Annotated in this window: 17 protein-coding genes; 14 read left to right on the forward strand and 3 right to left on the reverse strand. The window is 57.7% G+C overall.

The window, feature by feature from the left end:
• Nucleotides 1–10 precede the first annotated feature (10 nt).
• Complete coding sequence (locus tag R5M92_RS13350; protein WP_346799377.1) at nt 11–235, reverse strand: helix-turn-helix transcriptional regulator; 225 nt, start codon at nt 233–235, stop codon at nt 11–13.
• Nucleotides 236–386: 151 nt separating this feature from the next.
• Between R5M92_RS13350 and R5M92_RS13355 the strand changes: the two genes are divergently transcribed.
• From R5M92_RS13355 to R5M92_RS13365, 3 genes are read left to right on the forward strand one after another with little or no spacing between them, the layout of a single operon-like run.
• The gene (locus tag R5M92_RS13355) at nt 387–626 is read left to right on the forward strand and encodes a hypothetical protein (protein WP_346796453.1); all 240 of its coding nucleotides are present in this window, start codon (nt 387–389) and stop codon (nt 624–626) included.
• Nucleotides 619–1,857, forward strand: a complete 1,239-nt coding sequence (locus R5M92_RS13360; protein WP_346796454.1) for a site-specific integrase — start codon at nt 619–621, stop codon at nt 1,855–1,857. The genes R5M92_RS13355 and R5M92_RS13360 overlap by 8 nt, the downstream gene beginning before the upstream one ends.
• The gene (locus R5M92_RS13365; RefSeq protein WP_346796455.1) at nt 1,844–2,797 is read left to right on the forward strand and encodes a TraI domain-containing protein; all 954 of its coding nucleotides are present in this window, start codon (nt 1,844–1,846) and stop codon (nt 2,795–2,797) included. The genes R5M92_RS13360 and R5M92_RS13365 overlap by 14 nt, the downstream gene beginning before the upstream one ends.
• Before the next feature lie 475 nt (nt 2,798–3,272).
• On the opposite strand, the gene R5M92_RS13370 is transcribed toward R5M92_RS13365, so the two are convergent.
• Nucleotides 3,273–9,026, reverse strand: a complete 5,754-nt coding sequence (locus R5M92_RS13370; RefSeq protein ID WP_346796456.1) for a DUF4347 domain-containing protein — start codon at nt 9,024–9,026, stop codon at nt 3,273–3,275.
• 322 nt (nt 9,027–9,348) lie between these two features.
• On the opposite strand from R5M92_RS13370, the gene R5M92_RS13375 reads away from it, so the two are divergent.
• From R5M92_RS13375 to R5M92_RS13420, 10 genes are all read left to right on the forward strand, one after another.
• Complete coding sequence (locus R5M92_RS13375) at nt 9,349–10,710, forward strand: sensor histidine kinase (RefSeq protein WP_346796457.1); 1,362 nt, start codon at nt 9,349–9,351, stop codon at nt 10,708–10,710.
• A gap of 12 nt (nt 10,711–10,722) precedes the next feature.
• Nucleotides 10,723–11,463, forward strand: coding sequence for a response regulator transcription factor (locus tag R5M92_RS13380; protein WP_346796458.1), 741 nt, complete (start codon nt 10,723–10,725; stop codon nt 11,461–11,463).
• An 876-nt stretch (nt 11,464–12,339) separates the two neighbouring features.
• Nucleotides 12,340–13,284: a hypothetical protein gene (locus R5M92_RS13385; protein ID WP_346796459.1), complete on the forward strand. Its 945-nt coding sequence runs from the start codon at nt 12,340–12,342 to the stop codon at nt 13,282–13,284.
• 159 nt (nt 13,285–13,443) lie between these two features.
• A complete protein-coding gene (locus tag R5M92_RS13390) occupies nt 13,444–14,511 on the forward strand; it encodes a DUF4214 domain-containing protein (RefSeq protein ID WP_346796461.1) in 1,068 nt (355 codons plus the stop codon).
• A 172-nt stretch (nt 14,512–14,683) separates the two neighbouring features.
• Nucleotides 14,684–17,170, forward strand: coding sequence for a glycosyltransferase family 2 protein (locus R5M92_RS13395; RefSeq protein WP_346796462.1), 2,487 nt, complete (start codon nt 14,684–14,686; stop codon nt 17,168–17,170).
• Nucleotides 17,167–19,548 (forward strand): glycosyltransferase family 2 protein, encoded by a 2,382-nt coding sequence (locus R5M92_RS13400; RefSeq protein WP_346796463.1) that lies wholly within the window; start codon nt 17,167–17,169, stop codon nt 19,546–19,548. The genes R5M92_RS13395 and R5M92_RS13400 overlap by 4 nt, the downstream gene beginning before the upstream one ends.
• Before the next feature lie 221 nt (nt 19,549–19,769).
• Nucleotides 19,770–20,372, forward strand: coding sequence for a class I SAM-dependent methyltransferase (locus R5M92_RS13405; protein WP_346796465.1), 603 nt, complete (start codon nt 19,770–19,772; stop codon nt 20,370–20,372).
• A 150-nt stretch (nt 20,373–20,522) separates the two neighbouring features.
• Nucleotides 20,523–21,569: a tetratricopeptide repeat protein gene (locus R5M92_RS13410; RefSeq protein WP_346796467.1), complete on the forward strand. Its 1,047-nt coding sequence runs from the start codon at nt 20,523–20,525 to the stop codon at nt 21,567–21,569.
• A gap of 191 nt (nt 21,570–21,760) precedes the next feature.
• On the forward strand, nt 21,761–22,951 hold the full coding sequence (locus R5M92_RS13415) for a hypothetical protein (protein WP_346796468.1): 1,191 nt from the start codon (nt 21,761–21,763) through the stop codon (nt 22,949–22,951).
• Nucleotides 22,952–22,972: 21 nt separating this feature from the next.
• Nucleotides 22,973–23,425, forward strand: coding sequence for a class I SAM-dependent methyltransferase (locus R5M92_RS13420; RefSeq protein ID WP_346796469.1), 453 nt, complete (start codon nt 22,973–22,975; stop codon nt 23,423–23,425).
• Here the strand turns inward: R5M92_RS13420 and R5M92_RS13425 are convergent.
• A protein-coding gene (locus R5M92_RS13425; RefSeq protein WP_346795833.1) for an IS3 family transposase occupies nt 23,334–24,508 on the reverse strand; the annotation gives its coding sequence in 2 pieces (ribosomal slippage) (nt 23,334–24,253 and nt 24,253–24,508; 1,176 coding nt in all). The genes R5M92_RS13420 and R5M92_RS13425 overlap by 92 nt on opposite strands.
• 62 nt (nt 24,509–24,570) lie before the next feature.
• Between R5M92_RS13425 and R5M92_RS13430 the strand changes: the two genes are divergently transcribed.
• A complete protein-coding gene (locus tag R5M92_RS13430; protein ID WP_346796470.1) occupies nt 24,571–25,230 on the forward strand; it encodes a hypothetical protein in 660 nt (219 codons plus the stop codon).
• The last annotated feature ends 14 nt before the right edge of the window (nt 25,231–25,244 follow it).

A 25,244-nucleotide genomic window follows, 5' to 3' on the forward strand; every position in this document is an offset into this window, starting at 1 on the left:
CAAAAAGCTTTCAATCTTGTGCGTTTTGCCCACGCTCATCATGATACTCCAGCAAATCTCCAACTTCACAATTGAATAATCTGCACAATTTATCCAGCGCATCCAAGTCAATCCGGTGCGCGGTTTCCTTGTAGAGCAGCGTGACGGTGTTGCGATTAAGCCCCGACTCACGCGCTACATCGACGATTTTCATCTTATGCTCGCCCATCAAGCGAGCCAGGTGACAACGGACCATAGAAACCTCCTGCAAATGCTTTTTGTCATCCTGGATGGCAAAAAAACCTTGCAAATGGTTTTCTGCTGCCTAAAATGTCATCCAGGATGACATCCTGATATTTGGGATGCCTTTTAGCTATGTAGAATATCACCCTCATAGGAGGTTTTCGATGGAAACGTCATACACCTATCTCACCACCGAAGAGCTTGCTCAGCGCATCAAGTACGACTGCCGCACTATCCGCCAGCAGTTAAAAGACAGCGTACTTATCGAAGGCACTCACTACATCAAGCCTTTTGGTCGGCGAAAAATTCTATTCATGTGGGAAGCTGTCGAAAAGGAAATGCTAAAAAGCGCCGTCAGCAGTATTGCCATTCCAATGGCAAACGGAGGTGTAAGCCATGGGTAAGGTTCGCCAGCGTAAAGAGACGGGTAAGCTCTATCTGGATTTTTTCTACCAAGGCCTGCGGTTACGTGAGCAAACTGCACTGAAAGACACGCCTGCCAACCGAAAAAAAGTAGAGCAACTGCTTGCAAAGGTAGAAGCCAAAATCCTGCTAGATGACTTCGACTACGCCGAGTTTTTTCCTGGCAGCAAAAACTTAAAAAAACTGGCACCGATGCAGGCTACTCTCAGCACCCCAACGGCCACGCACGCCGCTAGGGCCACATCGCAGCAGATTGAAACACCACTCTTCAATGATTTTTCTGCTCAGTGGTTCGACGAGAGCAAAATCCAGTGGCGCGCCTCTCACGTGCGCAATGTGAGCTCGATCCTTGATAGCTCGCTTAAGCCAGTGTTTGGGAAAAAGCCCATCGGAGACATCACCAAGGCCGACATCATGGCATTCCGCGCCAAGCTGGCCAAGCGCAAGGGGCGCGGTGCCGCTGGCACGGTATCGTCCAAAACAATCAATAGCCATATGACGATTCTGCGCATGGTGCTCGATGAGGCGGCCGAGCGCTTTGACTTCGACACGCCCTACAAAAATATCAAGCCCTTGAAGCTGCAAAAGACCCACATCGAGCCATTTTCCCTGCACGAGGTGCAACGCATCATCGACAACGTCCGCCCGGACTATTGCAACTACTACACGGTGCGCTTTTTTACCGGCATGCGCACTGGCGAAGTGGATGGGTTGAAGTGGAAGAATGTCGATTTTGCCAAACGAGAGATCTTGGTACGTGAAACCCTGATCAATGGTGAGACTGAATACACCAAAACCGACGGCTCGCAGCGGGAGATCCCCATGTTTGGGCAGGTGTATGACGCGCTCAAGACGCAGTACGCCGCGACCGGTTGCAAGAGCGAGTACGTGTTCTGTAATCAGCTGGGACACCCGCTCGATCACAATAACGTGACCAAGCGGGTGTGGTACCCGTTATTAAAGTCTCTCGGACTCGCCAAGCGGCGTCCTTACCAAACCCGTCATACCGCCGCAACGCTGTTTCTGGCTTCAGGGGAAAACCCAGAATGGGTTGCTCGGATGCTGGGCCACAGCTCCACGGAGATGCTGTTCAAGGTCTATTCACGTTACGTCCCCAACGCCACCCGTATGGATGGCTCAGCCTTTGAGCGTCTACTTGGCAATACCACACCCACCAAGCCCCAGAAGGAGCAGCGTCATGAAACAGCTTGATAACGTCCCTACTCATCTGTCTCGCACCTTCTCGGGCACTTACCGCCTTACTGGGCGCGTAGTGGAGATTGATAACGCGAAAGTGCCCTTCTTGAAGCTGCGGCTGAGCGATTGCGTGGGCGATCATGTCGCGATGCTGAACTTGAATAAAACGTCGGTACCCGAGCATATCGGCCACTTGGATCATGTGACCGCCACCGGCGTAAAGTGCTTGTCGGGTCAGTTCATGCTCCACGAGTTTCGTAAGGCGAATCGAGACGAAGTGGCTTCGCTGAACACGTTACAGTCGCTACCTCGTGTTTATTGCCCTGCGCCGGAGGCATTCGATCAGCTGATAGCGATCGCACAATCCCTGCAGTCAGCCCATATGCGTAAATTCTTAACGAGAGTATTGGAGCGCAAGGATCGTCTGGAGAGCTTTTTAAATGCCCCGGCAAGCGTGACGTATCACCATGCGTATCCTGGCGGTTTGCTGACGCATTCGCTGGATGTGGCCAACAATGCCGTTGCGATGCTGCGCCTTAACGAACCGGCCATGCCCCGCCTCATGCAAGAAACGTGTTTCGCCGCGGGGTTATTACACGATATCGGCAAGACATACACCTACGACTCGAAAGGAAAACCCAATGCAGCCTGGAAGCTGTGTAGCCACGACGCCTTTACCTTGGAAGCCTGCGCCTATGGGCTGGCGTATCTAGATCAGCACGAGCCTGACATCGCAATGACGCTGCGGCATATCTGGACCTGTGCGTCGCCTGGTGCACGTTATGGTCAGAAAGCGGCGATGACACTCGCTCGCTATGTCCGTGATGCTGATGGACAGAGCGCAATGGTGGACAATCAGCAACGGGCGTTTCGTAGTAATTCAGGCTGGGGCTTCAGTCGCTTGGGTCAAAACATTTTTTGGCGGCCTGAATTGTCTACACTGTCACTATCCTAACGGCATTCTTGCCCCTCTACTTGCGCCGCCGCCAGTCTTGCCTGGCGGCGTTGTTTTTGCTGTTTCTTCCACGAAAGGCACCTTGCTCGCATAGCTCAAGTTTTGATACATGAGCCTATCCCACCAATGCTGGCCTGTTTTCCGTCAGGTAACAGATCAATCGAGTTCACACAGACCTGAGGAAGACTAGAGCAAAGCAATGGAGCAAAACTGCGCATTACCCCTACGGGCGTGGGCAAGACAGTGATGAGTTTTCCGATAGCCATACGGTTGCAGCGACCTGGATGCCAAGGCGCCTGTCGAGTGTGGCTGCAAGTTACCGAGCGTAAATTTCGCTGTCATCGACACCATAGCCAGGCCTCAAAGGCAGACCTAACTGGGGAAGGATAAAGAAGCAGTTTCGTGAGCTGCGAAGGGGCTGAAACTTGCACGGCGTTTTTTTAGCACGCCGTGCAATACTTTGAGTTCTTCTTACTCAAGCAATAAAGGACCATTGCGAAGCTTCAAGGTGGAGGCCCTGCATTTCTTGGGACTCCAGAAATCCAGCGGTGATATCAGCCAACGAATGCCCTGCGGCTAATTCATCCTGCCAATAGGCTTTACCGGCCACATCCGATTCACGGCCCAGCAACGCTTGATATAGCCATTCAACCTGATTTTCGGGTAATTCAGGCAGCGACGTGGAGGCTTCCTCTGACAGCATCATATTCAAGGCCAAATCAGCTCGAGAGAGCCCTTCCGCCTGTCGGGCAGCCCAGTACTGCACACCCTCGACATCACCCTGACGCCCCAGCACTTGGGCATAGAGAGCCGTGATTTCCTCGAGCATGGGGTCATAGTCAAGCGTCAATTGATCGTCGGCGAAAACCAGTTGTTCTATATTGATTAGAGTATCGGCCTCTTCCGGCGTGTCATGTCGATATACCGTAATTACCGAGTGCAGTTGCGAAACGACATATTCATCACGGCTTCCTTCGTAGCGGACGGTATCTTCATCCAAACCACCATGGAAAACATTGGCACCGCTGTCCGAGTAAAGTAGATCGTCACCTTGCTCACCGAAGAGCCGGTCGTCACCTCCCAGCGAACCAATAGTGTCGTTACCTCCGCCACCCCACAATTGATCATCGCCCGGCCCGAGTACAATCACTTGTGCCTCGTTGTCACCAATGACGACATTGTCACCCTCACCACCTCCAATGCTCACAGCGCCTTTAATGCTGGCGAAATCGACATTATCCAACTGCAGACGTGTACTGCCCGGGAGATTGGTCACATCAATCACAAATGCTTCCTGAAAACCACTCGCGGAGTTATCTGTCTCACCACGGATAACGATCGGATCATTAGTGGCATTATCCGAGGTAAAGGTTAACGTACGGATATCCAGCTGAGTACCGGCAGGGCGAGTATTGAGCCAATTGGCTGCCGTTTGCGTCTGATCGGTCAAATTACTAGGAGCTTTGCCTTCAATACTGGCAACGAGACTGGTCAACGCCTGGTCACGCTCCGTGGCAGTGCGCGCTCCATCACTGGTTAGTTGCGTGCCTCCCGGCAACGTTGCGGTAACGACATTATTGTTACCCGTGTTTTCAACCAACCGGGCACTTCGCGACGCTACACCCGTATTGTTAAAGGTTTCACGTACAGCAGTCTCTCCCACAGGAGTATCTGGGAGTGGCGTTACATCGATCTCCAGTTCCGGTTCAGGGCGTGGAGGTGATACGGGAAGCGCAACGACTGGATCAGTCACTAGAGAAGTCACTGTTTCAGCGGTGCCCTGGCCATCGGTATAGAGGGCTTGAACACTTATTTCCGCCCTTATATCTGCCCGTACCAAGGTATAGGCCTCTCCGATGGCGCCCTCTATAGCCACACCGTCACGCAGCCACTGGTAGCTGATCGTGCCCAGGCCGTCTTCATCGGCCAAGGTATTGGACACGGTGAGGGTCTCGCCTTGCCTTACTGTGCCGCTGACGGCAACGATACCAGTCGGGGCGTCGTTGACATCGATAACATTAACAGTGACCGCTTGGGTAGCGTTGAGCGAGCTATCACCATCATCGGTGACGATGACCTCGAAGCTGTAGCTCGGCTTGGCCTCGAAATCGGCGCTGGCCTTGAGCGTCACCTCGCCGCTGCCGGTGTCGATATCGAGCAGGTCGGCGTCGGTGCCAGAGAGAATGTAGGCCGGGGCTTGGTCGGCATCCACATCGGTCGCGGCGGCGGTATAGATCACGGTGCCGGTGGCTGCGTTCTCTTCCACCGTGCCGGTGGCACCACTGGTGATCACGGGGGCGTCGTTGACGCCGGTCACGGTAACCGTCAAGGTCGCCGTGGCGGTACCGCCTTCCCCGTCCTCGGCGGTATACGTCACGCTGCTGGTCCTGGACTCGTTGGCGGCCAGGCTGTCGAAGGCGCCTGCCGGGTCGAAGCGGTAGCTGCCGTCCGCATTGACGGTAAACAGGCCGCCGCTATCGCCGGCCAGGGGCGCGCCGACGTTGCTGGCGTCGCCATTGACTTGAGCGACCCTCAGCGTATCGCCGTCTGGGTCAACGTCATTGGTGAGTACGCCATCGGCAGCAACGGTCAGCGCATTATCTTCGTCGGTGCTAGTGGTATCGGCGTCCGCCACCGGGGTGGGGTTGGCCACTGCCCATAGGAAGGTGGCGTCCACGCTACCGCCATGGCTGTCGTTCGCCGTGACCGTGACGTTGTATGGCCCGCTCTGGGAGGCCGAGGTGTCGAGAATGCCGCTGATTACCCCGGTCATCGGATCAATGCTTAGCCCGTTGGGCAGGCCGGTGGCGCTGTAGCTCAGCGTGTCGCTGATGTCGACATCGGCAAAGGCCGTGGCGGTGTCCAGCGAGATCGCCTCCGCATCGTCGCTGCTCTGGTCACTCAGGCCCGTGGTGGTCGGGGCGTCGTTGACGCCGGCCACGGTGACCGTCAAGGTCGCCGTGGCGGTGCCGCCTTCCCCGTCCTCGGCGGTATACGTCACGCTGCTGGCCCTGGACTCGCTGGCGGCCAGGCTGTCGAAGTCGCCTGCCGGGTCGAAGCGGTAGCTGCCGTCCGCCTTGACGGTAAACAGGCCGCCGCTATCGCCGGCCAGGGACTCGCCGACGTTGTTGGCGTCGCCATCGACTTGCGTGACCCGCAGCGTATCGCCGTCTAGGTCAACGTCGTTGCTGAGGACGCCATCGGCAGCAACGGTCAGTGCATTATCTTCGTCGGTGCTAGTGGTATCGTCGTCCACTACCGGGGTGGGGTTGGCCACGGCCCATAGGAAGGTGGCGTCCACGCTACCGCCATGGCTGTCGTTCGCCGTGACCGTGACGTTGTATGGCCCGCTCTGGGAGGCCGAGGTGTCGAGAGTGCCGCTGATTACCCCGGTCGTCGGATCCATGCTCAGCCCGTTAGGCAGGCCGGTGGCGCTGTAGCTCAGCGTGTCGCTGGTGTCGACATCGGCAAAGGCCGTGGCGGTGTCCAGCGAGATCGCCTCCGCATCGTCGCTGCTCTGGTCACTCAGGCCCGTGGTGGTCGGGGCTTCATTGACGTCGGTGACATTGACGGTGATCGTCTGCACATCCGTACCACCGTTACTATCATCTGCGATGACTTCGACAATATAGCTGTTGTTAGTATCGCTATCAGTAGGGTTCTCGAAGTTGGGTGCAGTTTTGAAGCTCAGCACGCCGGTACTTGTATCAATATTGAACTTGGCTTGATCAGCACCGCCGGTAATGCTGTAGGTTAAGGTATCGCTGTCGGCGTCAGTGGCGGTAACCGTGGTAACGGCAGTGCTGTTTTCTACGATATTGATACTGGCTGTTTCGCCGCCGCTGTTGCTGGCGATGTCGGGGGCGGTGTTCGCTATCGTAGTGAATTTGTAGGTGGTGTAGTCTACGATGCCGGCGAAGGTGTTACCCACGGCATCCTGAATTAAGTCACTGGAAATTTGCACCGCATAGGCTGTGCTTAATAACAAATCCTGCGCGGGGTTAATGGTCAGCGTATCGCCATCGATGGATATTGTGCCGTTACCACTCCCAATGTCACTGATATCAAAGCTTTCAACCGCTACTGGATTTTGAGCATCGGTGAGATCGTAAAGGGTAATGCTTCCTTCAGTGTTTTTGAAAGAAATGGCTTCCGAAAACTTCAACTGCAGTGACCCACTTATAGAAGCATCGGGTGCGTTATCGGCGGGGGTAGAACTGGCGGAAATCAAGGTTGGTGGACTATCCAGAGTGAAGTCCAGCGTCTGGCTAGCCGGCGAAGCATTGCCAGCGACGTCGGTCTGGCGCACGATAACGCTCTTAGTGCCGTCGCCTTGCAGAGTGACGCTGCTGCTTTCGCCGGCGGTCCAGTTCTGACCGTCGTCGGTGCTATATTCCCAGCTGGCGCCTTGCTCTAGGCCGAAGACATCAACTTGGCCGTTGCTGGTGACGCCGTCGTTAGCATCAGCCCCGTTATCTTCTGCCAAGGCTAATGTCGGAGTGGAGATAGTTGTGTCCAGAGTGAAGCTCAGCGCCTGGCTAATCGACGAGGCATTGCCAGCAATGTCGCTCTGGCGTGCGATAACGCTCTTGGCACCATCGTATTGCAGAGTAAAACTGGTGCCATTTCCAGTGATCCATGACTCACCGCTATCGGTGCTGTATTCCCAAGTAGCATCTTGTTCTAACCCAGAGACATTGACCTGGCCGTTACTGGTCACTCCATCACTGTCACTGGCACCACTGTCAATTCCTAGCGCTAAGGTCGGCGTATTAAGCACGATGGTATTGATAGCGTAATTATTGGAATTAGCGGTTCCAGTGCCAAAATTGCCCGCCAAATCGGATACGCTGTCCAATGTCACCGTGATCACATTGGTCTCATCACTGATATTGGCGGTTGGCGTTAATGTTGCCGTCCAGGTTTTGCCACCATCCGCTGTCGCTACAGTGCTGAGTGTGCCGTTTGCCACCGTAAGATCGTCATTGGAGAAACCTTGAATGGCTTCGTTGAAGGTGAAGGTAACCGTTGATGTTTCACCCGGAATCAGGCTAGTGTCAGCCACAACGACATCCACAGTTGGCGGCGTTGTGTCAACCTGAACTGGCTCGCTGAAATCAATCGTATCGAGCAAGAGGTTGACGCTCATCATGAGAGGGTCATGAATCATATCGGGATCAAAAACTGTGAACCTGATGGTATCAATGTTTGTCCAGGCGTCCCCAAAGCTTAGCGTGCCGCCAATATAAGGTCCGTGACCCTGTATATCCTGGGCCGATTTTGTATAGGTTATTTCACTCGTTCCAGACCCATAATTGCCGGTAGTGGCCAGATCAACTTCAACAGAAACAACTTCTTCGCCGTCGGCTCGCCCAGAAACGACGTAACTGCTTAAGTGTGAATATTCTTCATACCCAGCCGCCAACTGACCAAGGGTAAAGAGCGACTTGGCTTCAGGACCATCACCATCCGGATCAACCGAGGAAAATTCGACATAAACACTACTGTCTATTCCTGTTGGGCCAGCATGGGCAGAGAAATATGCGGCATCACCCGTTGTGAAGCCGGTAGGCTCATTGGTGATGTATAATTCTGCATAGGATCCCGGACTCGCCGCAAAACTTAGTCCCCCAGCCCCACCGACCTTATAAGGTAAAGGGTAAAAATTGTGGAGAGGAATATCCGTGAAATCTTGGTCGGTGGGGGCAGCCAGCGCATGCTGGTATTGCATCCCTACCAGCGTCTGGGTTTGTATCTCACCCACCTGCTGTTCCAAAACCCAATCCCCACCTTTTGTTTCGGCACCGGTTAGGTCATTAGATGCCGCCACATCCGCGCCCGTGGCCTGTGCGAGCTTGCCGATAAATTCCACGCCGCTTTGCCCGGCAGCGACGTCGCAGCCATAGAGTAAAATATCGCCGTCTTCGGTCAGGCTCTGGCCGATTTTCGCCAGTGCTTCGGAATAGTCGGTTAAGGTGTCGTTATTCAGGCTGGCAGTGCCGAGCTGCACCTGGCCTTGGCTGCCGTGGGAAAGGATATGGATGGCCTCGTAGCCTGCTTTCCCTTCGGCCCATTCCGCCATCTGCACCAGGCCGTCGCGGGACGGGTCGAGGGTCACGATCTCGGCGCCTTGGGGAACACCGTCAACAAGGGATCGCCAATCAGCAATGCCTTTATCGATAAAAAAGACGTTACCGTCGCTTCCACGTTGCAAAAGATCGCTCGCCATCACCCATCTCCACATATTGTTTTGCCCCAGAGGGGAGCTGTCCCATTGCGTACATCACTAATTGCTTCTGCCTAGGATAAAACGCCAATTATTTGTACTAACCTGCACTTTTAATGCAGTTTTTCTAAGCAATAAGGGCTAAGTAGAAACAACTGGTCAGGGAGAGTCAAAAGCATTTTTGTGACATTTATTTGCATTTTCGACGAACTTGACGAGATACGCGCGCATCTATAATTTACAAATGCTTATTGAACGCTGAAACTCTCGCCGTCGTCTGCAAGGCTGTCGGATCGAACAGCCCTTTTCTTGTAGTGTGCCCATTGTGATACCCGAGCTTGATACCCGCACGCTTCTGGCGGTGCTGTGCATGGCCCTGGCACTTTCCTCCTTGGCGCTAGCGCTGCTTTACCGCCTGCACCGGAGTTTGCCCGGCCCACGTGACTGGGCCATCGGCATGGTCGCTATTAGCGTCGGCGTGGGGTTGCTGTACGGACGAAACGTCATTCCGCCGTTCTGGTCCATTGCGGTTGCCAACGTCCTGATCCTCGTCGGTCACGCCTTTCTGGTTGCTGGGGCTCGGCGCTTTCTCGGCCGGTCGGTCGGCTGGCCCTTGCTGGCCGCCATCGTGGTGGTGTTCAGCCTCCCTATCACGCTCTACCACGATGTCCCCGAAGCCCTCGGGCTTCGCATTATCTGCATCAGTCTCGGCATGAGTCTGTTGTCGCTTCTCGGCGTCTGGGCTATCGTCCGCGAAAGCCGCTTTCAGATTAATGCGCACCAGGCAGTTGCGGTACTGCTTGGCCTTCATGTGTTCTTCAACCTGGCACGTGCAGCCCAAACCTTGTTGGAGCCGGTATTAGCGACGGACATGCTACGGCTCGGTCCCAGCACGAGCACCTTCTTCGCATGGGGCATCCTGTTCTTCTTCGGTTTGACCGTAGGATTGGCGGTCATGGTGACGGAGCGGTTGCGCGACATGCTGCAGGAGCGCCTCGTCAAGGAGAATGCCGCCCGTTGCGCGGCGGAAGCGGCGCTTCAGGAGCAACGCAACTTTCTGACCATGGTCTCGCACGAATTCCGAACGCCGCTGGGCATCATGGCGGCTTCGATGGACCTCATCGCCTGCAACTTGCCGGCGAATGACCGGGAGTCGGCCGAGGAGCTGGATCGCATCCACCGGGCCTCGCGGCGGCTGGGAAACCTGGTCGAGGGGTGCCTGGCCGACGACTGGCTGGAAAGCGTTTCACAGAGCCGCCGTTCGGGTGTGCTCGACGTCGGCGCCGTGCTGGCCGAGCTTGCCACGGAATACAACGTGGTGCTGCATGGGGCTGAGGAACCGATCCGGGTGGATGCCGACCCCTATCTGCTGCCGATCGCCTTTTCCGCCCTGCTGGATAACGCATGCAAATACGCCCACACGCCTGAAGGGGTGTCACTGGCGTATTGCCGGAAGGGGAAGACCGTGGAAGTGGCCGTTTACGACGACGGGCCGGGTATCGACCCCACCGAAGTATCACGGCTGTTCGAAAAGTACTATCGCGCACGTCGCACCCAGCATAAACCCGGCGCAGGCCTGGGGCTGCATCTGGTTCAGCGCATACTCGCCCTGCACGATGGGGACATCAGGCTGGACCAATCACATGGCACGGTGTTTCGCGTTACCTTGCCCGCGCTTGAGACTTGATTGGAAGATGCCATGCCCTCAATACGCATCGCCCTGATAGACGACGAGCCGGACTTCCGCCAACCCGTGGCCCGCTACTTGCGCAAACGGGGCATGACGGTTCACGAGGCCGGTTCGGTCGAGGATTTTCGTGCTGAGCTTTCGGATATCGCGCCGAACATCATCCTGCTCGATGTCGGTTTGCCCGGCGAAAGCGGCCTGGACGCGGCTAAGCGCCTGCGCGATGACACGGGGGCCGGCGTCATCATGGTTACCGCGCGCGGGGGGCTCGAAGAGCGTATCGAGGGTCTCGACCGTGGCGCCGACAGCTATCTTTGCAAACCCATAAGCATGCGGGAACTGGAGGCGGTGGTGCTCAGTCTTTGGCGGCGGATCGGCAACGACGACACAGCCGGGACCGACGCCGAAACGCCAATTGCCCCAATGGCAGAGGGATGGACCTTCGATGCCGAAGCCTGGGCACTTATCTCGCCGGATGGAGAACGCGCCCGGCTGTCTGCGGCAGAATATGGAGTGCTGTCCCTGCTGACGGAAGCACCCGGCGAGCCCGTATCGCGCGATCGTCTCTTCGTTGCCTTGAAGAAGCCACAGAGCGGGCCCGACGACCGCAGCCTGGACGTCCTGGTTTCACGGCTGCGGCGCAAATTCTCGACATCGGCCTTCAAGCTTCCGATCCAGTCGGTCCGGGGCGTGGGCTACGTATTTCCCGGACCGGTCTCGCGGCGCGGCTCGATACCTACGGTTAGCCGCTGAGCTCACAGCGCCATCCATGAGGGCACCGCGGCACTGAGAGGCAACGGACATGAGCAGGACGTCCAGCGTGATGGGGATATAGAGATCCACTTGTGTCACTTGTGTCACTTGTGTCACTTGTGTCACTTGTGTATGGAAGTCTTGTATGGTGTAGCCGTCTATCCGGCTTATTCATGAGGTGCCGAATGAGAGGTATCGAATGAGATAGAGTTACCTATGTCTTGCTCTTTCGTCTTTATTAATAAAACGCACACTTAACGTAACTTAAAACTTCTTTACCCATTTTATTATTGTTTCACTTGACGATATCTTTACGCAATTCGTGGAAACTCATGTAAGAACAACATCTTTCACCTCGATGGTATTGGCGCCCGATCCGCTCCACGCGTGGTAACCTCAAGCTACTTAGCTTCGGCAGCACTATACGCCCGTCCCTTCCGAGCTGATCCAACTGCTGCAAGCAATTATCGTAACTGGCGGTTCACCCGCTCATGCTGAGTTCAGGCCCGGCGAGACCGCTCAAATCCATGAGGGTCCGATTGCCGGACGAGCCGCGACGTTTAGCGAATACCTGGCAAAGCAAAAAGTGGCGAGGCTCGGGCCACGAGGCTCGGGCCATCGTGCTTCTTGAGCTACTGAACCGGCCTCAGACTGGAAATATCGATTGCACATCTGCTCAAAATGGGTAACTAAACCCTCTATGTAAGCATTTTCTTACAAGCCCTATGGCAGAAAACCTAAAAACCATTATTTATGTAACATTTTAGGCCAAATGAACTAGAAACATAGACTCCTCAAGCGGTAAAGTAACCATCAATTAATCCTAATATCCGGCACAGCCTTCGCTTACTTAGTTGTAACATTTGGATAATAAGCATGACACGACATGTCGATCTCAACGAAGCCATTCAAGTCAAGACAGCCCTAAAAGTACTATCCCCCGGCATGTATACCATTCGTTACATAGGCGCTCAGCCCGCCGGCTCCGTTGATGCCCGATTACAGCGTGCCGTCAATATTCCCTTGGCACTGTCCCAGGCTCCTATCCGCATGGCGGGAGAGATCGAATTCATTTGTCCGGAAGGCATCACTCACCAAACGCTCTCCGCGCCGGGTGATTATCTTATCGCCCATGTCAAACGTGGCGAAGCCGTCCTGTCCGCCAGCAAGTATTCACCCAAGCCATTAGCCGGCAAGGTGGATGTGCAATGGCGTATCGAACCGCTCCAGCAGTCGGCAACTCCAGCCAAGACCGCACCGGCCATGTCTACAGCGACGAGTTCCACCGGCGACAGTGCACACAACCAGCCCAGGGCAAGCAAGGCACCATTGCCGATACGCCTTTCGGGTCATATCGAGCGCCGGGGAGATGTCACGGTAAATAGCGGCGAATGGCTAGGTGACCCGAGGGGCCAAGCACGGCTGGAAGGGTTACAGATTGAATGGCAGGACCCGCCAACCGGTGTAGAGTTCGTCGGCGCCTGCCGGGCGGGAGACCGGACCTTGCAATCCAAGGGAAGCGAGTACTTGGGCACCCGGCGTCAGGCAGCCCCCATCACGCAGCTGGCAATCTGCCTGGCGGGTAGCAATGCCGCCGCTTACCGGCTGGAGGCGGACGCTGTATTTTCCGATGGCAGCCGCCATGAACTGGGCGCCAAGGAAGCCGTACAAGCTTCACGCAGCGGTCATCTGGTCGCCGTAAGGTTGCAGGTTACTCCGTCCGTTTCAACCATAGTCCAATCCAAGCCGGAACAGTCGGCGCCTGCGGGGCGCTCTTCCTGGTTGGACCCGGAAGCGACCCATATTGCTACGGCGCAATAACGACACAAAAATCAGCACAGAACGACAATAAAGCAACAGCACGCTGCATCTGCAGGCAATCCATGAATTGTCCGGGAGGCCGGCTGGATGGCTTCCTGAACAAGAAAAGCTGATAAATCAGCGCTTTGTCACAACACAACCCTTACTAGAGGCCTAATAATGGCGCAATACGATAATACGAGCGGTGTGGTCAATGAAATCGGCCAAAAATATAGCGCAAACCTGAAGAATGCAGTGAGTTCGCTGCTTTCCCAGTTTGGTGACAATGCTACAGGTGAGCAAGTCAATAACGCTCAAGCCGCCCAAAACAGCACCGCCGATGCCCTGTTCCTGCGTCTCGACGAAGGTCAGCGCGGCACCAAAGATGCACCGCTCCAGTTCGACGATTCCGGTCGTGAAGGTGGCCGTGCCTACGTATTCGAAGGCGACGATGGCGTTGTAGCCCAGTTCAACACCGTCGAGCGCGTCATCATCGGCACTAACGGCGATGACGACTTCACCGTGGACGGCGACCGTAACACCACCGTTGACGGCGGTGCCGGTAATGATGTCATCACGACCAGCGGCGGCGACGACTCTATCGTGGGCGGCGCGGGTGACGACTCCATCTCGGCAGGCGCGGGCAACGACTCCATCTACGGCGGCGCAGGCAACGACGAAGCGGTATTCGCAGGCGACGCTTCCGACTACACCATCGAACAAGATGGCGCGCTGGTCACTGTTACCAACAACGCGACAGGTGACGTCAATGAAGTCGTGAACGTCGAAACACTGACGTTCGATGATGGCAGCCAGACCGTTGAGCAGAGCAGCGACGTTCAAGCACTGGTCACACTGTACAAGCAGCTGTTCAGCGATACAGCGGAACGCGAGCAGAACGGTGCCGGCCAAGCGGACCTGGAAGGCCTGCAGTACTGGTCCGACCGTGCGGATGAAGGCGTTTCTCTGGGTCAAATCGCCCTGAGCATGCTCAACTCCGACGAAGCCGGCAACAAGCTGGATGCGCTGGACCTTAACACCAGCGAAGGCATGGCCGCGGTTATCGACATGCTCTACACCGACGTGCTCGGCCGTACGGCTGATAGTGTCGATACAGAAGGTCGTGACTACTGGGTCGGCCAAGCGGAAGCGGGCGTGTCTCTGGAAACCATCGCGACCGAGTTCGTGGCATCCGAAGAACTGCAGGATCAAACCGTTCAAGCGAGCGATTGGGATTTCCTGATCTAAGCCGAGAACAAAGCCAAAGCAACACCCAAAGGCTGAGGCAGGGATGCCGCAATGGGGGCGCAAGCCCCCATTTGCGTTGATCGTGCCATTAGGGAAACCCCGAGACTCGCCGACCAGGCGCCGGTTTTTCACCTAATGCCATGATGTAGCTTACTTTTAGGCGTGCCGTTCTGTGCAAGATTCCTTCGATTATTTTCATCGCCACGTTGAGGCATTGATTGCCAAGCGCGAATACGCGTTGGCGTTCGAGTGCCTGCAAGGCGGCCTCGCCGATAGCCGTACCTACCCCGAAGCTCTGCTGTGGCTCGGGGTGCTGGGTATACACGCCAACCGCCCCACACTTGCCCAAGCGGCGCTTAGTGCCTTGATGTTCATCGAACCCGATGCCCAGGCGGTGCAGTTGCTGGCCCGCACGCTACCCGACGCCCAGGCGCTTGCCTTCCACGCAGAAGCTTATCGCACCGAGCCGACCTCCAGCAGCGCGCTGCTCGCCTACCTTTCCGCTCTGGCCAGCGCAGGCGCTAGCGAACACCGTGAAAACCAAACCGGCCAACAACAGCTACTAAGATACCACGCCTCTCACGGCCACGATAACGCGACGCTCGCTGCCCTGGCTCCCTTCTATGCCCGGCATTTCGGGTTGCCTTGCGGTAGCGTCTGGCAACAAGGCACTCGGCTCAGAGGCTGGTGCCTGACAAGCGCTGATACCGCCGCGCCCAAGGTCACCCTCAGCGCCAATGGTCAGCATCTGTCGGTGCCGCTGAAGCAACCCCAGCCGCTTACTGCCACAGCTACGGCGCCGGCCATGAAGTTATGCTGGTTTGAAGTCGAGCTGCAAGGCGCGCCAGCCTCCTCGCTCTTGAATGTCGTCATACAGGAAAAACCGCTTCTAGGCAGCCCGGTGCAGTGGCAGCCTCTAGCGCCACCGGTTGTGGTAACATCCAAACGCAAGTCGCCTGCCGTTGCGGTGCTGATTCCCGTCTACAAAGGCCATGCCGAAACCTTGGCCTGTGTGGAAAGCGTGCTGCAAAGCCGGGCCGCCAATAGCACTGCGTTTCGGGTAGTGGCGATCAACGATGCCAGCCCCGACACAGCGCTTATCAACGACCTGCAACAACTGGCCGATGACGGCAGCATCGAGCTTTACCACCAGGCGCAGAACCAGGGCTTCATCGGCACCGTCAACCATGGGCTCGGCCTATGCGGGGGCAGCGATACCATCCTGCTCAATGCCGATACGCTGGTACACGGCAACTGGCTCGACAGGCTGAAAGCCGCCGCCTACCGCTATCCTGACGTCGCCTCGGTTACGCCGCTGAGCAACAACGGCGAACTGATGAGCCTGTTGGCTCCCTGCGAACCGGCCGCCGCCCTTACCCCCGCTCAATTAGCCGAGCTGGATAACGCCGCCCAGGCAGCCAATAGCGTGGAAGACCATCAGGATGTCGAGATCGATACCGGCTGCGGGTTCTGTTTGTACCTGCGCCACGACGCCCTGGCGGAACAGGGCGGGCTCGACCCCACCCTGACTCGTGGCTACGGCGAGGAATCCGACTGGTGCTACCGCGCCCACGCCAACGGCCGCCACCATCGCGGGGCGCTTGATGTAGTGGTGGCTCACCAGGGCGGCGTCTCCTTCGGCGATGAAAAACGCCTGAGGGTCAAGCAGAACCTGGAAGTGCTGGAAAAGCGCTACCCCAACGCCGAGCGCCGCTTCAACGCCTGCCTGAAAGCCGACCCCATGCGCCCCGGCCGTACTCGGCTGCTGCGCCACTGGCTACGCCAACAACCGCTTTCAGCCCTGCGGCCCAGCGGCATGAATAGCGTCTTGCTATGGCCCAGCCTGGCACAAGCGGAGCGCGCCTTGGCAGCGCTCGATTGTGATATCGCCCTGGCGCGTACCGGGCTGCGGGAGCTGAGGCTATGCGGTGGCCAGCCTCATGCCTGGCGGCTTATATACCGCCTGCCGGAGCAGCGCGTTCAGCTTGAATCTGACCTCCACACTCTGGGTATTCACTCGCTAGCGCCCGCTACCCAGGCGCTTGGCCAATGGCTTTTCAGTGTGCTTCCCGGCATGCCGTTAACGGCTTGCCAAACCCTGGTGGCCCAGCGAAGCACAGCAGCGCAGGAAGCCAAAGCACCGCAAGCCACAGCAACATTTAAGCTACCCGCCACCGGCGCCTTGATTGCCGTGGCGGGGCAGCCGGAAAGCCTGAACCAGCCGGAACTGACTGAATTGGCCACAACGCTTTCCGCCCAGCGCCAGGAGACTTACCTCTTGCCGCTCAACCACCCCGGCCGCACCGCGAGCCCGCTATTAAGCAGCGGCCGCGTATTCGTGTTGCCACTTGCCACCAGCCGCTACCGGGAACGCGTAATGCTATGCCATGCGCACCTGCCGCTCAGCGCCGTGCTGCTGCTGGATACCCAGCCAGCCACTCTGACGGATGCCGCCTGGTTGAGCGAAAAGTTGAGTGAAGAACAGCCGCTTACCTGGCTGGTGCCGGAAGGGCTCGATATTCAGACCATTCAACATGCTCTACCCCATGCCTGGGTGCGCTTACCTAGTTTGATGAGCCTAGCCGCACCCAGTGCAGCGGCGTCAGGTTCCAAGCCGACCGCCGCGTTGTTAAGTACCATTTCAGGAGCCCGGGCATGACGCACACCGCTTTGGCCACCCATATTCAAGGGCACATCACCCAACTAGCCGGCAACATGGTGCAGGGTTGGGTGCATGATGAAAGCGCCCCGCAGCAGCAATGGGCGGTAGCGATCATGGCCGACGGCCAACTGCTCGCCCTCGCCAATGCCGATCAATACCACCCGGCCGCTCCCGGCACCGGCATGCACGGCTTCAAGGTGATGCTGAGCGACACCCAGATCCAGCACAGCAGCGCCATCAGCCTGACCCTGGCCAATCATCGCCAAGTGCTGGATACCCTACGCCTGCCCGCCCAACCCATGGCCGAACACACCGATGCCAGCTCGCGGGTGCAATGGCAACCGGGCTTGACTCTGCGCGGCTGGCTGGTGGAGCCGGAAGCCCCGCACACAGCCCTTGGCGTTAGCGCCTATGAAGGCGAGCGGCCCGTGGCATCGGCCAAGCCCAGCCGCTGGACGAATCATCACAATCAATACGTGCAAGCCGCCTTTACCCTCACCCTGCCCCTGAGCATGGCGAATGGCGAGCCGCATGAGCTCACCATCAAGGACAGCCAAGGCCGCGAACTCAGCGGCAGCCCCCTGGTGGTGCACGAATGGCCGCAAGGCCTGGCGCCCTGGGTCACCCAACTAGTGCCCAAGCTGCCCAGCCATGTGCATCAGCTACTGAAAAAGCAGCTCGACCGCTACGAGCAGTGGCTGCCCCGAGCGGTAGGCTTCAATGACTACCCGGCCTGGCAGAAGGCGTTTGCACCCACCGCCAGCCCCCGCGTAACGCAGCCCGGCACCATCGGCCTGCTATGGCTGGGCGAACCCACCCCACAAGCGGCTCCGGCAGGAAAAAACCCTTGGGGAAAACAGCTCAAAGTCCGCCATTATGTGCTCAACCCAGCCGAGCAGGGGAAGGATGACGCCAGCTATCAAGCCCTGCTGAGTGAAGCCTGCCAGGCATGCGATGCCGTCGCCCAGCTGGAAAGCGGCGACACCTTGGCGGAAAACGCCCTGGCCCTGGCCTGGAATGCCCTGCAAGAAGGCGGCACCCAGCTGGTATACAGCGACTTCGATATGCCGGAAGCGGATATGTCAGTAGCAGACAGCCAGGCGCGCCAACCCGCCTGCCTGCCCGCCTGGGACCCCGAGCGCCAGTGGGGGCAGGATTACCTGGGCGGCGGCCTGTGCCTGGTGCGCAGCGACTTGCTTAAGGAAGCCGCCCACCCCGCTACCTGCTTTGAGGAGTTCAGTTACGCCGCCATCGAAGCGCTCCATGCCGCCGGCCAGCCGGAAAGCGCCGTGGTGCACCTGCCGGAAATCTTGCGCCAGCGTGCCAAACCTTGGCCGCAACTCACAAGCGATGCCCAACTGGCCCGCCAGCAAGCGCGGCTTCAGCGTCAGGATGCCCACGCCACGCTAAGCCGCCATGAACAGCAGCCCGGCCTATACCGCCTGCAACGCAGCCTTGAGCAGTGGCCCAGCGTCACGCTGGTGATTCCCACGCGGGATGCCCTGGCCCTGCTCCGCCGTTGTATCGACACCCTGCTGGAACACACCGACTACCCCGGCCACGTTCAGCTACTGGTGGTGGACAACAACTCCCAGCACCCCGAAACCCATGAGTACCTGGCCCGCCTGCGCCAACGCCAGGCCCAGCCACTCGGGCGTGGGCGCGTCACCTTTCAGGTGCTGGAGTACCCCCACCCGTTCAACTACGCCGCCATCAACAATGCTGCCGTAGAGCAGTGCGATAGCGAGCTGATCGCCCTGGTGAATAACGACATCGAGGCGCTGCACCCGGAATGGCTGTGCAACATGGCAGCGCTACTGATGCGCCAAGGCACCGGCGCGGTGGGTGCCAAGCTGCTCTGGCCCAACGGCATGGTGCAGCACGGCGGCGTACTGGGCGGGCAATACGGCGGCCTGGCCGGGCATATCGGCAACAGCTGGGAAGCGCACGACGCCGGCTACCTGGGCATGAACCAGCTGACCCAACGCTTCAGCGCCGTGACGGCGGCCTGCCTGCTGCTGCGCCGTGCGGACTATCACGCCGTGGGCGGGCTGGATGATCGCGCCTTCCCGGTCGCCTTCAACGATGTGGATTTATGCCTGAAGCTGCGCCGGCTCGGCCTGAATATCCTCTGGACGCCGGAAGCCCGACTGATTCACGCCGAATCCGCCACTCGCGGCAAGGATGAAGCCCCGGAAAAAGCCGCCCGCGCCCAGCGAGAAATGGACAACCTGCGCAACCGCTGGAGCACCGCCCTGCTCACCGACCCGGCGTACAACCCCAACCTGGGCCTGGATATCGCGGCGGCGCCGTACACCACGCTGGCTCTGCCCCCGCGAACCCGCACGGCCAGAACCAACGCCCTGAAACGTTAATTGCGCGGCAGCGGCAACCCCTAAGGTGGCAAACGCCACATAACCCACGGCAAAAGGAAAAGCCACCGGCACATACCGCGCCACGAGCGCTAAGCGAGACCCAAAAAAGGTTTTGCCTGGCGGTAGCGTGCCTGCTCGTGTCCTGTGTCATTGCGAGGAGCGCAGCGACGAAGCAATCTCATCGCAAGCCTTGGCCCTATTTACATGAAGGAATTCACCCCATGACCATGACCGCCGCCGACCTGAATGCGCTTCGGCCCGCTCTGCAACAGCGCGCCCACAAGCGGTTTCTTAACGTAGGCTGCGGCAGCGCAGGGCCCGAGCGTTTACCCGAGTGTTTTCAGCAAGCCGGCTGGCAGCAGATCCGCCTGGATATCAACCCGGCGGTGAAGCCCGATATCATCGCCGACACCACGGACCTTTCTGCCGTGGAAACCGCCAGCATGGACGCGGTGTTCTCCTCGCATAACCTGGAGCACCTCTACCTGCACGACACCGTGGCCGCCCTGAACGAAATGCACCGGGTCATCTGCCCTGGCGGGTTTTTGCTGATTACCCTGCCGGACCTTCAGCAAGTCGCCCAGTGGGTCGCCGAAGGCAAGCTCACCGAGGTGATCTACCAATCGCCCGCCGGGCCGATCACCCCGCTGGATATTCTTTACGGCCACCAGCGCTCGGTCGCTGAAGGCAACACCTTCATGGCGCACAAGAGCGGCTTCGACAAACACAGCCTGAGCGAAGCACTACTGAAAGCCGGCTTCAAGGAAGTGCGGGTGACCGCCGACCCCTACTACAACCTCTGGGGCTACGCGCAAAAGGCCTGACCCAAGCCCGATGATTCATGGCGGGAGGCCGCTTTAGCGCGCGAGGGTTTTCCCTGACACCAGCTCCTAAATCTGCACCGCCACAGACAGCACAAGCCAATATTTCCCCTGGCTTCAATACAGTGCCACTACCCGTACAAAGAGCACCCTATGAATACAGCTTCCACCGCACTTCACGTGTTAGGCAACTTTGACACCATTCATGAAGAAACCGCCTACGGCTGGGCCTTTTCCCCGCAGCAGCCCCAGCAGCGGCTGGCGGTGGAGCTCATCGACGAACGCGGCGAATTAGCGGGCTATGGCATAGCGGAACATCATCGTGAAGACCTGGCACCTGCTGGCATCGGCGACGGCCACCATCAGTTCAAGCTGGCGCTCGCCTACAGCCTGTACGACGGCGAAGAACACAGCCTCACCGCCTTTGACGCCAACACCGGCCAACCCCTGCAAGGCACCCACACCTTCGGCCCCGCTACACGCAGTTTCGCTTTTGACCTAATGAGCCGCGAAGCGGGCCAGCAATGGTTGATTGAGCACCTGCGCCAAACCCCAAACCTTACCCGGCAACGCGCCGAAAGTCTGCTCAACGCCTACCGGCTCAGCTGCGTGTTACATGAAACCCACCACGTGGAAGAAGCCCGCAACGCCTGGCACGCCATTGCCGAAGCCACCGGGCTCCACGGGTTGAGCCACTGCAAGCAAGGCGAACTGCACCTGCTGCAAGGCCAACACAGCGATGCCCTTGCCAGTTACCAACGCGCCGTAGATGCCGCCCCCGAGCACCCCTGGCCGCATTTAGGGCTCGCTAACGCCCTGCAACAGCTAGGCCGCTACAGCGAAGCCGAAAGTGCAGTTCAGCAAGCGCTCAACTTGGCGCCGGAAGCCTCTCAAGCCCAGGCCCAAGCCAGCGCACGGCTGCACACCCTGCAGCGCACCGGCCTGCCGGAACGCGTCAACGCCCTGGTCGAACAAGGCGACAGCCAAGCCGCCACGCGCCTGCTTATCGAGCGCCTGCTGGCCCACCCGGATGAGCAAGAAGCAGCAGAGCTTCTCGGCCACCTGCTGCTGCCCGCGCAGGAAGACGACGAACCGCTGCCCGGCCAAGACACGCTGCACGCCTTCCAACGCCAAGAGCGCGTGCTAAACGCCCTGCTCGACCACGTAGACACCCAGTTAAACGAGTCGCCCCGCACATGAACACCCTGCTCAAACACCTGCATACCCACAGCGCCGCGCCCCTTGCGCATACGTTCATCATCGGCGCGGGCGATGGCAGCCAGCTTCCCCAATGGCGCGAGCTACACAGTGAACATTTACATCTGGCCGAAGCCCACCCTCAGCAAGCCAAAGCGTTAAGCCAGCGCACCCAGGGGCACGCCCAGGAAAGCGTGTTCGACGGCGCCATTACCCCCGAAGCGCAAGAGAGCGCCACGCTTCACGTACTCACGCTGCCCCACTACAGCAGCACCCAAGCGCCCAGTGGCCTGCACCATTTCTTGCCCAACGTGCGTGAACACAGCACGGAAACCGTAGCCGCCCAACGTCTGGAAACCTGGCTGAGCCAAGCAACGCTAGACCCAACCGCCACCCACACCCTGATGCTTAACGCCCCCGGCCAAGGGCATGCGCTGCTCAGTGCCACCTCTAGTAAGGTAATTCAAGCGTTCAGCTGGATTATCGTCAGCACGGCAGAAGAAGCGTTGTATGAAAACGACGTGGATAGCGCCACCCTGGATGCCACCCTCACCCAGCTGGGCTACGCCTGCGTGCTGGAAGACGACAGCGCCGTTTACCCCACCGTGGCAAGGCTTTACCAGCGCCAACCTGCCGTGATCGAGCGGCTAACCCTGTCCGCCGAACGCGACGCTGCCCAAAACGAAGCGGAGAAGCTCGCCAGAGAACTCGAAGAGTCTCGTGTCATTGCGAGGAGCGAAGCGACGAAGCAATCCCAAGACCTCAAAGACGCCGAAGCCGCCCTTGCCACCGCCAAGAGCGAAGCGGAGAGGCTTGCCAGAGAACTCGAAGAGGTTCGTGTCATTGCGAGGAGTGAAGCGACGAAGCAATCTCAAGCCCTTTCCGCCGCCGAAAAACAAGCCAGCGAGCGCAAACAAGCCCTGGAAGAAAAAACCCAGCAACTAGCCGAGCGCGATAAGCAGCTGAGTGAAAAAGACAAAGCGCTTAACGCCGCCAGCGAACAGCTAGCCCAGCGCACCCAAGAGCGCGACGCTGCCCGCAAGCAGAACGAAGAACACAAAAGATCTTTGGAAGAAAAATCCCAGCAGTTAAATGAGCACATTGAGCAACTGAGTGAAAAAACCAAAGCGCTGGAAGCCGCCCAAAAACAGCTAGCCGAACGGGATGCCCAGCTAAAAGAAAAGGCCCAGCAGCTAGCGGAGCGAGATAAACAGCTAACCGAACAAAAACAAGTAAACGAAAAAGCGCAGCAGGCCATTAAACAGCACGAACATGAGAACCAAACATTACAGCATCGCCAACAACTACTCCAAGACGAGCTAGTAAAGGGCGAAGCGCAAATAGACCTAATAAAAGACCTACTGCTAAGAGAGCCTGGATTATAAATAACCAACAAGGCAACCACCATGACGCAACCTACGTTAGCCGAGCACTACAAAACCCATGAAGGGCGTGTTTCCGATAAGTGGTCGCTTTACATGGAGGAATACGAACGGCTATTCGCACCCTATCGCAGCAAACCGATACATCTGCTCGAAATAGGCGTGCAAAACGGTGGCTCATTAGAAATTTGGGCAAAATATTTCACCCAAGCCCAACAAATTGTCGGCTGCGACATTAACCCGGCATGTGCCCAACTCAGCTACACCAACTCCAAAATTAATGTAGTGGTAGGCGACGTAAACCAAGACGACACACTTGCCCAGGTGTTCAAGCATGCCGAACAGTACGACATCGTGATCGATGATGGCTCGCATACTGTAGTGGTCAAGTGTTTTTGGCCACCGAATTTTGAGTATTCCAGTAGTTCTTTTCTGCCACATTCGGCGGTAGGCCACCGTTATGCTTGTGCGGCCTGAGGCTGCTGTAGTAACCGATCATATAATCAGTGACAGATTGCTTCGCCGCCGCAACATTGGGGTAGCCAATCTCTGGCATCCATTCCGTTTTCAGACTCCTGAAGAAGCGCTCTGTCGGGGCATTATCCCAGCAATTGCCACGGCGACTGAGACTCTGCGTCATCCGGTAGCGCCAGAGCATCTGTCGGAATGCCAGGCTGGTGTACTGGCAACCCTGATCCGAATGAAACAGAATGTCCGGTGGCTCTCGACGCGATTCGTAGGCCATGGTCAGTGCCTTCTTCACCAGCTCCGTATTCGGAGACAAGGACAATGCCCAGCCCACGGGTTTACGGGCATACAAATCGATGACCACCGCCAGATAAGCCCAGCGTGCCCCTGTCCAAATATAGGTAATGTCGCCGGTCCATACCTGATTGGGCTCCTTTACGTCGAATTCCCGATCGAGAAAATTCGGGATATCCAGGTGCGGCTGATCCGCCTTCTTGTAGGCGTGGCTTGGCGGCTGTGTGCTCACCAGCCCCAACTGCTTCATCCGTCTGCTGGCCCGGTAACGACTCAGCGATGTTCCAGCCTGCGTGACCATTTTGGCGATGCTGCGAGCGCCGGCAGAGCCGTTACTGACGGTATGCGCCTCGACAACCTGGTCCAGCAGCTTCTGCTCAGTCTCACAGGGCCTTCTGTCCCGGTCACGCCAGGCCCGGTAGCTACTGCGATGCACCCCAAACACCTGGCACAAGTGCTGCACCGCATAGCTCTCTTCAAGTCGCTCGATTATCGAGAATTGTTCAGGGAGTCCGACATCAAGAGAGCAGTAGCCTTTTTTAATATTTCCTTCTCTTCCTCCACCCGCCGCAGCTTGCGCTTCAGTTCCTGAATCTCACGCTGTTCCGGCGTCAGAGCCTCACCTTTCAGCGGAGTCTTGCCTGCCCGCTCAGCACGAAGCCTGCGTACCCAATACTCCATGGTGGATTTGCCAACGCCCATGGCCTCACACGCCGCCTTCAGCGAGTAACCCTGATCGACCACGAGCTGGGCCGCCTCCAAGCGAAATTCCGGACTGAACGCTCTCTTCTTCGTCATCATCTGCACCTGACTGTCTATGTGAGTGATCATACACTCAAAATCAGGTGGCCAGATTCACTGTGCCACTACATACCAGTCCGGATATCATTCACACATTTTGCACACTGTTCCCCCACGTAAAACAGGGCGGCCTGTTTGTCGCCGAAGACCTGCACTGCAGTTACTGGAAAAAATTTAACGGCGGCTTACACGAGCCACGCGCTGCCATGGCGTTTTTCAAAGCACTGGCGGATATTCCCAACTTTGAGCACTGGGGGTTAGAAGGCCATACCCGCCAACGCCTCCTCGCTCCCTTTGGTATTACCGAAGAGCTGACGGAAAGCTTGCTAGCGGAAATCCACTCGGTCGAGTTTATCAATTCCATGTGCGTGATTAAGCGCCAGCCAGCCGAGCAAAACGTATTAGGACCACGCTGTGTGGCAGGCAAACTGGAAGAAGTCGCACCAGTTAAGCAAGTCAATGGCACTAATAGCCCCACACCTCCCCAGCAGCCCCACGCCCCTGGCACCGGCTCAATAACCAGCAACTTGCAGCAGATAACCGAAGCGCTGCAGACGCACATAGCGGAAAACACCGCCCAGCGGCAAGCGCTTGAAAGCAAAAACAAAGAGATACAAGAACTTCATCACCTACGTGAACAAATGCACGAACAGCTGGTGCGCGCTGAAGCCCAGTTGGCCCTGCTTAAAGACCTGCTGCTAGACGACTCAGCGATTTAACGGTAACCCGCATA

The organism is Halomonas sp. Bachu 37, from assembly GCF_039691755.1.
Taxonomy (GTDB): Bacteria; Pseudomonadota; Gammaproteobacteria; order Pseudomonadales; family Halomonadaceae; genus Vreelandella; species Vreelandella kashgarensis.